We start from the raw sequence: 11,853 nt of genomic DNA, 5'->3' as shown, positions 1-11,853 counted from the left end.
TCATACCGCTGATTTTTTGTTTACAAGCTTTGGTATTTCATAGCATCGCCTGTTGTGTCACTCCCTTCAGGGTTCGGTAATACTATTGTGCTATAAATCTATGACCCTTTCAGGGTCGCAGGCAATTCCTTGTCCCAATTTCTTCCCGACGGGGTCTTCACAGCCTGGCAATTGTGCGGAAAGCGAGACCCCGGCGAACAGGAAAATTACTTAATTTTAGGGATCATCTATAGAAAAACACTACCGATGGCTATTCGCTATAAACACTCTAATGTATACAGTACATACTTCTGTACATTCACATGCTATAAGTGGTTGCATTTATTTAAAATTACCCAATCCTATGATTTGGTGTATGATTGGTTCTCAATACTAAGAAACAAATGTAATAGTGAAATAATTGCCTATGTAATTATGCCCAACCACATGCATTGTATACTATACTTTAAAGAAGCCGGCTTTAATCTCAATACAATAATATCTAATGGGAAGCGGTTTATGGCGTATGAAATGATTAGCAGACTGGAGGAAAAAGAAGAAAACACGATACTACAACTGCTATCTGAATCTGTTACCGAAAGAGAAAAGAAGAAAGGACAATTGCATAAAGTATTCAAAAATAGTTTTGACGCCAAACCTATTTTCTCGGATAAATTTTTACATCAAAAAATAGACTACATCCATTATAACCCGGTAAGTGGGAAATGGCGATTAGTGCGTAATTATACAGATTATGAACACAGCAGTGCCGCATTTTATGAATTAAACAAGCTTAAACATTTTATGCCATTGCATTATAAGGATGTATGAGAGGTGTTTTCTTCCCGATGAGGTCTTCACAGTCTGGCAACTGTGTGAAGCGTGAGACCCCGGCGAATCGTGCAGCGCCAGGGTCTCATAGCTAACCCACAACGGCTTTTGATGAAGACCCCGGTGCGAAGCTTAATTTTCTTCCCGATGGGGTCTTTACAGTCGGGCAACTGTGTGAAGCGTGAGACCCCGGCGAATCGTGCAGCGCCAGGGTCTCATAGCTAACCCACAACGGCTTTTGATGAAGACCCCGGTGCGAAGCTTAATTTTCTTCCCAATGGGGTCTTCACAGTCCGGCAACTGTAAGAAGAGTGAAACTCAGGTGAATCGTGCAGCGCCAGGGTCTCATGACTATCCCACAATATCCTTTCGATGAAAAGACCCCCATGCGGATCAAAATTACCAACCTTATGGGTATAGCAAATATTTCTTACGCATTTCCTTATACCGGCTCAAACCTGGCTCCCAGCTTTTACGGATTTCTTCTTCCGATACTCCGTTAATGACCTGCTGGCGGAACAGGCTATTGCCGATCAGGTTTTCAATTTTACCCATTTGATTGCTGAGCCTGGAGTTGAAGAACTTTTCTTTGTTGGGATGGGCTTTATATAGCTCCATGATCCACTGTAAATTGATCTTACCCGTTTTGCGCAACTGCGCTACGTCATAGTTGCGAAGATCCAGACCATAACAAACCTCATTCATAAATAAAGGAGTTTCCGCCATCCCCTTTATCGGTTTTGGCGTGTAGGAAAAGGTATATTTCCCCTTCAGTTCAGGACTACCCAATATAGTAAAGGGATACAGGGTGCCCCTGCCATGATTTACATACACGCCCTCAAACATGCAGGTAGAGGGATATAATAAAATAGCCTGCTGGGTATTGAGGTTGGGAGAAGGTTTTACAGGTAGTATGTAAGACTTGTCATGACTGTAGTTGGCCACGGGAATTATTTTCAGCTTACACTTTGCTTTATTGGCCAGCCAGCCTTCGCCATTAGCCATCTGTGCAAATTCACCAACGGTTAACCCGTGCGACATGGGCAGCGGAAACATACCTATACCCGACTTATGCTCCATGTCTAATACCGGCCCATCAATAAGATATGCATTCGGGTTGGGCCTGTCAAGAATCAGCATTTCTTTATTGTTTTCCACACAGGCTTCCATTAGTCTTACCAGGGCATTAATGTTGGTATAAAAGCGAACGCCTACATCCTGCAGGTCGTAAACCAGGATATCCACATCCGCCATATCTTCCTTATCCGGCTTGTTTTTGGTTCCGTATAATGAAATAACAGGAATGCCCGTCGCCGGGTCTTTTTCATCCTTCACTTTTTCACCGGCACTGGCATTACCCCGAAACCCATGTTCAGGGCCAAACACTTTCACGATATTGATACCAAGGCGTTGCAGGCTATCTACCAGGTGTTTTTTCCCGATGATCGTAGTTGGGTTGGCTATAACGGCCACCCGTTTCCCTTCCAGATAATTAAGATACTTCTCCGTCTGATCGGCGCCTGTAATAATTTCTTTTCCGGATGGAGCGGTTGTATGTCTTTCAAATCCAAAACATACAGTTAACCCTAAAATAAGCGTAGCTAACAATTTCACGTTATCGTTTTGATCAGGGTTTTTTCAAAAATTTAAACAGCTCGTTATCGGTAGTTAATACAACAGTGGTCTGACTGTCTAACGATCTTTCCAGCGTTTCCATGGATTTCACAAAGCTGTATAATTCCCTGGACTGGGCACTTTTATTATACGCACCGGCATAAATAGATGTGGCGCTTGCATCCGCCTTTCCCCTGATCACCTGTGCGTCTTTAATAGCCGACGACTGAATTTCAGCCAGGTCAAGCTCTTTATTTCCCCGTATTTTCAGCGCTTCCCCCTGCCCTTCAGATTTGAACTGTTCGGCAATCCTGTTCCTTTCGCTGATCATCCTGTCGTATACCCTGTTCCTTACTTCTTCAACATAATTTACCCTCCTGAACCGGAAGTCTAATATCCTGATCCCCAGGTCGGATGTTCTTTCATTTACTTTTTTAAGGATCATGGCTTCTATTTTATCGCGTCCAACAGAAATGGAATCAAGATTTTCCAACTGCTCCAGGAAATCTTCCCCGATCTCGGGCTTGCGGTTGGAAGAACGTACAATATCAAGCAGTTCATGCGCTGCCACCGCGTTGCGGGTTTCTCCATCCAGAATATCATCCAGCCTCGACTTGGCTGATCTTTCATCCCTTAAGCGGATAAAGAACTGCAGCGAATTGGTGATCTGCCACCGGGCATAAGTATCTACATAAATAAATTTCTTGTCTTTCGTAGGCACCTGGTTCGGATGACCGTCCCAGGCCAGGTAACGCTTATCGAAGAACTGTACTTTTTGTATAAAGGGCACCTTCAGATTTACCCCCGGCTTCACACGGGGCTCTCCTACCGGCTTTCCGAACTGGGTAACAATAGCCTGTTCCGTTTCATTAAGAATAAATACAGAACCGGAAACGGCCAGTATCACCACTGCAACTAAAACACCTATAATAATTTGTCTGGGTTTGATCATTGTATATTTATTTTGTATGAAATACCGCCATGCGGTTTCATTCGCTTATGAATTATTTGGATAGAGTTATTTTGGTACCAAGGTTCAGTAATGGCAAAACATTGTTTCCTTTTTCATCCACAATTATCTTGTTGCCAATTTTAGGCAATATCCTTTCCATGGTTTCGAGGTAAATCCTTTTTTTAGTAACATCAGGCGCCTTAATATACTCTGTGTATAAGGCTTCAAACCTGGCGGCATCCCCGGTAGCGCCATTCACCCTGTTCAGCGCATACGCTTCGGCCAGTTGAATGGTTTCCTTTGCTTCCCCTCTTGCCCGCGGAATTACGCTGTTATATTCCGACTCTGCCTGGTTGATGAGCGTTTCACGTTCCTGCTGGGCCTGGTTAACGCCATTAAAGGATGGTTTAACCAAAGCGGGCGGATTAACATCCTGCAGTACCACCTGGTCTATGCGGATCCCGTTTTCATACTCATCGCACAATTTCTGCAGCAGCACTTCCATATTGGTGGCTACTTCCTGGCGGCCAACCGTAAGCACTTCATTAACCGTTCTGTCTCCTACGGATTTACGCATGGCCGATTCGGCCATATCTCTTAGCGAACGTTCCGGGTCTTTTACCCTGAAAAGATATTGGAAAGAATTTTCGATCCTGTATTGAACCACCCATTCCACGTCGGCCATATTCAGGTCGCCGCTTAGCATAGACGATTCTATACTGAAGTCGCTGTCTGAATACTGGGAACGGCTGCTTATACCCGTTGTTCTGAAGCCAAACTCATGCTTGAGCTGCCGCTGAACCGGTATCTTGTACATTTTCTCAATACCAAAGGGCGCAATAAAATTAAGCCCCGGGTTTACTGTTCTGCTGTATTGCCCCAGGTTCAGCACCACACCCTCCTCTTCGGGTCCTACGGTTCTCACCGATGTGAGCAGCAGTGTCAATATAAATACACCAAGCAGTATTTTCCTGCCGTGTTTCTTTGCTAAATACCGGTAATACGCAACTTGCTGTTCGAAATCTGTCATTCATAACAATTTTAAAAATGGCAGGGCCATTATAGTGACTAAAGCGTTGAAAATACGAAAGAATACCGGAAAGATGAAGTCAATTGTGACTGTCAACAGGATTGAGCAGATCATAATTTGTATATGGGATCATTTTTCAACCCCATTTATTCAGAAGTAAGGAGACGGTTTACTCAGGGTCTTCACATCATTTTGCCGGTACGCATCAATACGCTGTCTTATCATATTGAAAAATATATATCTTTCCCTTTCTCCCACCCCGCTGATGAGAATGGATTTACTTATCAGGTTCTGGATAAAATCAAAACTATAATTGCAAATCCTTTCGTCCTGCGTCATCATCACATTCATCACATTGTGAAGAAATATACACATCTGTTTATCATCAAGAACACATAGCATACTGTTATCGCCGAGCACAAAATCATTTACATATAATTTCAATGGTGCACCCGAAGATAAAGGTTGTTGGCCCGGCATAAACTTTCGCTCTGAAACAGCCTGCAACTCCATCAGGTCTATCATTTCGTATAACTTATCATAAAGGGTTTCGTACTCTTTCTGCGATGCGAAAAAACCCGTATCCTTATAATATTCAATCTGCCTTAAAGTAATCTGGATATTCTCCACGTTTAAGATCTCTACAAAAGGAACTTTGCAAACCAGGGCCGCAATTTTTTTTGCCTGCTCAAGAAATTCGGATGGAAATTCCGCCAGGCTGAACTTTGAATACTTATACTCAGGAAACTGCAGGAAAGTTTTCATCCATGCAAAGAATTTAAAAGCAGCCAGTTCCGGAAACATGAAATAATAAAAAACCGGGATGTCCTTACTGAAGCATATCAGTTCTTTTTTACTGAACCCGGTTATATACAAAAGCGTTTTATGAATATTGTCGAGATATTGCAAAAAATCGAATTTGTCGGGTTCAACGAGACTACCGGAAAACAAAATTGAATTGTTCTCCAGGCTCAGCACCTGGTCTACCGATATCCTGAAATGATTGCTTAGTTTTCGTATCTCTTCTATGGAAATCAGTTTTTCGCCGCGCATCCTTCTGTAAGCACTGTCATTGCTTATTTCCAGCACTTCCGCAATTTCATCTACCAGTGAAATATTTACAGGTACAATCGCCCGAATGTATTGGAAAAAATCAATTTGCAGCTTGCTCATATGTCCCGGGATTATTTTTAGGAAATGTTGCTAACCAACCTGTGCAGTTTTAGTAAATATCACAACTAATATAAAAATTATTCAGCAGATATTGTAAAAGCTGCCAATGTTTGCTCAATAGCAACTGGCATTAGGATTTCCTGACTTGAAAACGTGGTTTACCGGCTATTAGCAATTATGAACCGGACTGGCGCCAGGGTAATTTTAAGTGCGCTTATATACTTCAAACTACAGGTCATGAAAACATACTTCATTGCACGCACTTACTCCTTCATTCATCTTTTACTGCTGATGGCTGCTCCTGCTACTTATGCCCAGGAAACATTCCTGAAATACAGGGTGATGCAAAACAATACGCTTATAGGCATTATGACCTTACAAAAAAAAAGCACGGCAGATGAAACGCATCTGTCCATGCTCATTGAAGTGAAAAAAAGGCTGCTTTTGATGTTTGACATACACGAAACACATCAGGAAACCTTTGCCAACGGCATCCTGATGCACGCATGGGTTAAAAGAGAGATCAACGGAAAAACAAAAGTGACCAGGCAAATCTATCGTGCAATGCCTGGTTATATAAAGATAGAGGATGAAAAGAAAAAGGCAACGGCTATGCAACCTGTTTATAGCACTATACTGGGAATGCATTTTGAGGAACCGGTTGCTATTACTGAAGTCTTTTCCGATAACCACCAGCAAATGGTGAAGCTATCCCCGCTCGGTAATCATTCTTTCAAAATTACTATGCCAGACGGGAACAAGAGTTTTTTTTACTATACCAATGGCATTTGCTCAAGAGTTGTTGCGCATCACAATTTCTACACATTGGAATTTATTTTAACCACGGAATAAAGCGAAACGACCGGTGAGCGGGAATAAGCCATCCGAACCATTCGTGATCATATTTTTTAACTCATAAAGCTGATTGTATGCATTTTGATACGAACATTTTGTTAAAGGCACTGCCAGCATTATTATTGCTGGCAGGCATTGAATGGATGGTGCTTGTGAAAGAGAAGCATCACGCAAAACCAAAAGGCCAGGAGTTGGGCAGCCTTTGGCTTGGATTGGGATTCCTGATTTTGTCACCTGTTACAAAGAGCGTAAATCTCTTTGCTTATAGTATTGCGTATGAATACAGGATATGGAGTCTTCCGGACAACTTATGGTTAACCTTTATACCGGGTTTCTTGGCAGAAGATTTCACCTATTACTGGTTTCACAGGCTCAGCCATCAGGTGAGGTTTTTATGGGCATCGCATATGGTGCATCACTCCGGAGAACATTTTTCTTATACCGTGGCTTTCCGGCAGCCATGGACAGGCCATCTTTCCGGCACTTTCATTTTCTGGATGTGGATGCCCCTGGTTGGGTTTTCTCCCGCTATGGTCCTGTTCCTGAAATCCATTAATGTAATGTACCAGTTCAGCCTCCATACAGAAACCATTAAACGCTTACCCCGCTGGGTAGAATTCATATTCAATACCCCCTCCCATCATCGGGTACATCATGGCAGCGACAGGGAATACATAGACAAAAACCATGGCGGCACCTTAATGATATGGGACCGGATTTTTGGTACATACCAGGATGAGATCCGTAAACCAACCTATGGTCTCACAAAGAATATACCCTCGCAAAACCCATTTGTAATTACTTTTTTTGAATGGAAGCGCCTGTTCGCCGACCTGCGGCATTCCCGGAGCTTCGGTGACTATATCAGCTATTTATTCAGACCGCCGGGATGGAGTAAGCCGGTGAGCGCTGTATCTGCACGATGCCAGCCACACGTTGCTCATCCGGGCGTACAAGCTGAAGGTAAAAAAAACACATGCAAAACATGCACGCTGCGGGGTAGCTGTGCACATTCGGCCGCGGTGCAAAAGCACAGCAAAGAAAACAACGGAACCGCAATCCGAAATACAGCAAACGATCCGGGCATCATGCCACAGGAGCAGCCTGCTCCGATGGCTTTACAGACTGGTAATGAAAGATCAGTTTAATTGCATATTGGCGCTTAAAACTCCAGTTGGTAGCCGATTACGGGCACAAACCCCGATAATTTTTTATACACCCATTGATTGGTGGAAGGATCGAAGCGATAACTCAAACCATCTGTATTTTTTATGCCCAGGATGTTTTGTATATCGAGCGATATCATCCAGGCAGTTTTCTTTTTGTTTTTCCGCAATGTAATTCTGGTATCTGCTCTGAAATAGGGAGGCACGGTTTGACTGAACGGCCGCGCCTCATCAAGCACAGGCTTCCTTGAATTAAATGTTGCACCTGCCAGTAAGGGTGTTATAGGTACCCCACCGTTGTAAAGTATTTTTCCACCCACGGTAAACGTGCGCTCCTTCTTCCATTTCCACTCACGCCCGGCAGTAAGCGAACCTGCTGTACGGCTATTGTACTGCGTGCTGTATGTTTTGCCATTCAACGGACTGTAAGTAGAATTGAATACTGAGCATCCTCCCAAAACAAACAATCCCCTTGAAAAGAATTTTTCAATAGTAATATCAATACCGGTATTCTTCCCTTTGCCCTTGCTCACCAGCGCTTCATTAGCGTAACCTTCAACCATATTCAATAACCAAAAAGTGCGGTTCAAGTCGTTCACTACCGGTATGCGCGAAAGTTTTTGCAGGTATACTTCTGCATGCAACCTCCAGCTTTTTTTTAACAATGCATCATAGGCCAAAATGAAATGAGCGGAATGCATAATATCAAGATCTATATTAGGCAGACTGTTGTTGGGCCCTCTATAAAAATAAGAACCAAGTGGCAGTGTTTCACCGTATATACCCGTTGCAAAACTAAGGGTGTGACTGGGGTGGAATTTATATTGCATGCTTACCCGCGGTTCTGCCGAACCGGTTTTATTCAGCGACAGGTACAGGTAATGTAGCCCCGCGTTGATGGTGAGGTTGGTAACCGGTCGCCAGCTAAATTGTGTATAAGGTTGCCACTGCCAGGTATTTCCTTCCCCATCGATTATATTTTTGCGATAGGTTGCGGCAGCAAAATCATATACACTTTGTGTTAACGCATATCCAATACGGCTCACAAATCCACCGGTTTTCCAGCTAAAGGCCGCACCCAGTTTGGTATGGTAATAAATGGCAAAAGAGAGGCGATCATTATTGTACAATTCGTCGTTGACGGTATAGGGCGTCCCGGAAGTATTGAGGGTATCATCTACAAAACTGATCCTCTGTCCCATAACAGCAACCGAAGTTTTTAATAATCCATTTTTCCCCAACTGTAAGCTATGCCCAATACCTGCAGCGCCCATATTCGTCTTAAAATCATAGATGGCGTAGTCGTCGTATTCATTCCAGTCTGCCACATTTTCTACAGCCGAATAGTCTTCTTTACTTAAACCGCCAATACCCCAAACATTAAAAACCGAGCGATTGTTTTTTGAAGGGAAATTAAGGTTAAAGGCAATATCCTGAAAGGTATTGGTTTCCCTTTCACCGGTAAGATGGAAGCCCAGCGAATTTAAAATGCCCAGGGTTGAGTAACGGTAATTAACGAGGTAAGAACTCCTGCCGCTTTGAAGCGGACCTTCCGCTGAGAAATCAATTCCAATGAGGCTGGCCTTAAAAGTATATTGATTTTTATCGCTGCTCCCTTTGCGAAACTGCATATCAAATACTCCTGATAATGCGTTGCCGTATTCTGCCGGGAAGCCCCCGGTAGAAAAATCGGAATTGTTAAGCATGCTGCTGCTGAAAACCGTAATGCCTCCGCCGCTGGAACCCTTGCGGGCAAAGTGATTGGGGTTGGGGATGTCAATGCCTTCCAGCCGCCAGAGCATGGTTGACGCGGAATTACCTCTGATAATAATATCACTTCTTGCATCGCGTACCGGCTGCACACCCGGAAAGCTCATTGCCATACGGCTGGGGTCATTTACACTGGCAGCATAACGCTGTGTTTCCTCGGGTGTAAATGACCGTGTGCTGACCACCGCCAGTTTGTTAACCGGAAGCTTGGGATTGGCGGAGGCTTTTACTACAATTTCCGACTGTTGCACATAGTGTTGCACCAGTTCAATAACAAGTTCCAGTTCTTTCGCACTGCTCACAATAATTTGATCTGTAACAAAATCTTCGTAACCGCTGTAGCTGCATTGTATGCTCCTTCGCCCTACAGGAACTTTTGTTAAAACGAAGCTGCCCGATTCATTGGTAACAACGGCGTGATGAAGGCTATCACCGGCAACAGCAACCGTAGCCCCGGCCAGCATGCGACGCGAATCTTTATCTATTACTGTTCCTTTAATGGTTTGGGTAAGCGTTTGCGCAAGTGATACAGAACAACTGACACCGGCAATGCAAATGAAGAAGATTGTTTTACCCATTGTACCCGGAGTTTAACAGTAATATACAATAATATAAACATGCATTCAGGGATAATTTATTAATCAGCATATTCATTTAGTAAAAGCCCGAAAACGGTATACCCACGGGGATATTCTTTCCCTACGGAGTCTTCACAGCCCGGCAATTGTGCAGAGCGTGAGACCCCGGCGCGAATCCTATAAAATCATAAATATCATGACGATTTCTTCGCAGCTAACGCCGGCGGCGTAGGCTGAACGGAAAGGTTTTTAATGGGATTGATTGTTTTCAGGTAAGCAAATATCGCCTTCAGCTCATCATCGGTCATATGCTTAACAGGCATCATTGACATGGGTGGCAACAGCGATCTTGATCCCTGGATCCCCTTGCTAATGCTGTTTTTAATAGCATACAGAAACTGGCTTTCCGTCCACTTACCCGTACCTGTTTCATCGGGTGTGAGGTTGGCGGAGTAGGAAATTCCCCACGGGCCAATCCATGCAGTGAAATCCGAGGTTACCACAAGTCCTTTACTTTCTGTTTCTTCCCGGTTTACATCCGGCGCAGGTAATTTTTCAGGATGCCCGGATAAAAACAAAGCAGTATCATCAACCGGGCCCATGGCTGTCATTTTCTTGGGCGTGTGGCAATCATTGCAACCGCCGATCGTAACGAGGTGTTCGCCCCATTCGACCTGGGTTTCATAACCGCCGAAATTTTCCTTTTCTGCCATCATGTTTGGTGCGGCAATCGGTTCGCCCTGTTGGGTTTCATTACATTGGATAAAAAGGACTGAGGCCAATGCCAGGCCTGTACAAACGGATGAATAGAACTTACGCATAAAAGGGGTTTTATTGTAAACGAAAAATACAGCGACACCTCAGGGTTGGATAATGTTAAACCTGCAATCGTTCAAAAGGGTATAAAAAGGATCAGCGTATACAATACAACATCAGGAATCACCTTGTTCAGCAGAGCAGTTCTTTTTTGAGGCGCAGAGATAGTAGCAGGATATAGCAGAAAAAAATGTTGGACATAAACTTAATGCAAATTTCCGGATTATACAATGGTGGTAAGGATAAAAAATCAAACCAGTACTTTTTGTCTTAACAGCGTATTTCCTGCCCTTGTTGATGCTTGTGGCCGGGTGATGCATACGTCTTCCCGACGGGGTTTTCACAGCCCGGCAACTGTGTGAAGCGTGAGATCCCCGGCGAATAAGGCAATTATTTAATTTTTTTAGTGACAGGGTTTCCCAGCGCCGGGGGCTCATAGCTGCCCGCAATGGCTTTTCATGAAGACCCCGGCGCGACTCAATTATATAAAAGACAAAAGCCAATGCCTCAAACAAATGTAGTAGTTTGAGCATTGGCTTCAGCCCCCAAAGTTGATTATTGATAAGAGAACATGGACATAGCTGCCATTCGGGCATTGCTAGGCGTGGCATGTTCAAACCCATAGTATTTACCGTATTTTGGCCGGAGGGCATCGGTTACATTTTTCGCTATCAAATCCAACCAGGTAGGCAGGTATACAGTGTGGGCATTAATTGTTTTGGCATCTACGCCAGATCCAAATGCAATTTCACCCAATGCTTTACCTATGGCAGCTTTAAAGTCACCAAGAAACTCCTGGTAGAACTTGATGTCTGCACTTGAACCTATGTTTCCATGTCCTCCGTGTAAATAATCCCATTTCAGTTCGCCCAGTTGTTTTACATTGCTTTCATAATATGTAAAGTTTTCTGATCCGGCAAAGTTCCAGAATGGAGGCTGATCCGGATTCACCAGGTCAGGAAGATGTGCCACTTTTTCATTAGTAAGTAACCAAACTCCATGGTCATCTGTATGAGCAGCTCGTTCAAATCCGGAAATAGGATTAGGCATTTAATTCGTAAAGGCATGAAAGTACTATATAATTTAGTA

The 11,853-nt window shown here is 43.7% G+C and carries 10 protein-coding genes; 3 read left to right on the top strand and 7 right to left on the bottom strand.

Annotated elements, in window-relative coordinates; genetic code table 11:
- Positions 1-246 precede the first annotated feature (246 nt).
- A complete protein-coding gene (locus PLE34_RS20675) occupies positions 247-810 on the top strand; it encodes an REP-associated tyrosine transposase (RefSeq protein WP_502875900.1) in 564 nt (187 codons plus the stop codon).
- A 408-nt stretch (positions 811-1,218) separates the two neighbouring features.
- Here PLE34_RS20675 and PLE34_RS20670 read toward each other — a convergent pair whose 3' ends face one another.
- From PLE34_RS20670 to PLE34_RS20655, 4 genes are all read right to left on the bottom strand, one after another.
- On the bottom strand, positions 1,219-2,424 hold the full coding sequence (locus tag PLE34_RS20670) for an exo-beta-N-acetylmuramidase NamZ family protein (RefSeq protein WP_324560158.1): 1,206 nt from the start codon (positions 2,422-2,424) through the stop codon (positions 1,219-1,221).
- Positions 2,425-2,437: 13 nt separating this feature from the next.
- Positions 2,438-3,376 carry a protease modulator HflC gene (hflC, locus tag PLE34_RS20665; RefSeq protein WP_324560156.1) on the bottom strand — a complete coding sequence of 313 codons (939 nt, stop codon included), beginning with the start codon at positions 3,374-3,376 and terminating at the stop codon, positions 2,438-2,440.
- A 52-nt stretch (positions 3,377-3,428) separates the two neighbouring features.
- The gene (gene hflK / locus PLE34_RS20660) at positions 3,429-4,406 is read right to left on the bottom strand and encodes an FtsH protease activity modulator HflK (protein WP_324560154.1); all 978 of its coding nucleotides are present in this window, start codon (positions 4,404-4,406) and stop codon (positions 3,429-3,431) included.
- 150 nt (positions 4,407-4,556) lie between these two features.
- On the bottom strand, positions 4,557-5,579 hold the full coding sequence (locus tag PLE34_RS20655; protein WP_324560152.1) for a helix-turn-helix domain-containing protein: 1,023 nt from the start codon (positions 5,577-5,579) through the stop codon (positions 4,557-4,559).
- 237 nt (positions 5,580-5,816) lie between these two features.
- On the opposite strand from PLE34_RS20655, the gene PLE34_RS20650 reads away from it, so the two are divergent.
- Together PLE34_RS20650 and PLE34_RS20645 are read left to right on the top strand one after the other, a co-directional pair.
- Complete coding sequence (locus tag PLE34_RS20650) at positions 5,817-6,431, top strand: DUF6134 family protein (RefSeq protein ID WP_324560150.1); 615 nt, start codon at positions 5,817-5,819, stop codon at positions 6,429-6,431.
- Between the two features lie 77 nt (positions 6,432-6,508).
- Positions 6,509-7,582, top strand: a complete 1,074-nt coding sequence (locus PLE34_RS20645; protein WP_324560148.1) for a sterol desaturase family protein — start codon at positions 6,509-6,511, stop codon at positions 7,580-7,582.
- A 14-nt stretch (positions 7,583-7,596) separates the two neighbouring features.
- Here the strand turns inward: PLE34_RS20645 and PLE34_RS20640 are convergent, their stop codons facing one another.
- The 3 genes from PLE34_RS20640 to PLE34_RS20630 form a co-directional block, all read right to left on the bottom strand.
- Positions 7,597-9,948, bottom strand: coding sequence for a TonB-dependent receptor (locus tag PLE34_RS20640; RefSeq protein WP_324560147.1), 2,352 nt, complete (start codon positions 9,946-9,948; stop codon positions 7,597-7,599).
- A gap of 194 nt (positions 9,949-10,142) precedes the next feature.
- A complete protein-coding gene (locus tag PLE34_RS20635) occupies positions 10,143-10,769 on the bottom strand; it encodes a c-type cytochrome (protein ID WP_324560145.1) in 627 nt (208 codons plus the stop codon).
- Positions 10,770-11,319: 550 nt separating this feature from the next.
- Positions 11,320-11,814 (bottom strand): MBL fold metallo-hydrolase, encoded by a 495-nt coding sequence (locus PLE34_RS20630; protein ID WP_324560143.1) that lies wholly within the window; start codon positions 11,812-11,814, stop codon positions 11,320-11,322.
- Between the last annotated feature and the right edge of the window lie 39 nt (positions 11,815-11,853).

The sequence above is a fragment of the Agriterribacter sp. genome (genome assembly GCF_035445465.1).
In the GTDB taxonomy this organism is placed as follows: domain Bacteria; phylum Bacteroidota; class Bacteroidia; order Chitinophagales; family Chitinophagaceae; genus Agriterribacter.
Note: the sequence above shows the minus strand (reverse complement) of the source record. Positions and strands in the feature narration are given on the sequence as shown.

What these genes read in the sequence shown, in the direction of transcription:
- hflK (WP_324560154.1), bottom strand. Translation starts at nt 4,406, where the DNA reads ATGACAGATTTCGAACAGCAAGTTGCGTATTACCGGTATTTAGCAAAG.
- PLE34_RS20675 (WP_502875900.1), top strand. Translation starts at nt 247, where the DNA reads ATGGCTATTCGCTATAAACACTCTAATGTATACAGTACATACTTCTGT.
- PLE34_RS20640 (WP_324560147.1), bottom strand. Translation starts at nt 9,948, where the DNA reads ATGGGTAAAACAATCTTCTTCATTTGCATTGCCGGTGTCAGTTGTTCT.
- PLE34_RS20650 (WP_324560150.1), top strand. Translation starts at nt 5,817, where the DNA reads ATGAAAACATACTTCATTGCACGCACTTACTCCTTCATTCATCTTTTA.
- PLE34_RS20655 (WP_324560152.1), bottom strand. Translation starts at nt 5,579, where the DNA reads ATGAGCAAGCTGCAAATTGATTTTTTCCAATACATTCGGGCGATTGTA.
- PLE34_RS20635 (WP_324560145.1), bottom strand. Translation starts at nt 10,769, where the DNA reads ATGCGTAAGTTCTATTCATCCGTTTGTACAGGCCTGGCATTGGCCTCA.
- PLE34_RS20645 (WP_324560148.1), top strand. Translation starts at nt 6,509, where the DNA reads ATGCATTTTGATACGAACATTTTGTTAAAGGCACTGCCAGCATTATTA.
- PLE34_RS20630 (WP_324560143.1), bottom strand. Translation starts at nt 11,814, where the DNA reads ATGCCTAATCCTATTTCCGGATTTGAACGAGCTGCTCATACAGATGAC.
- hflC (WP_324560156.1), bottom strand. Translation starts at nt 3,376, where the DNA reads ATGATCAAACCCAGACAAATTATTATAGGTGTTTTAGTTGCAGTGGTG.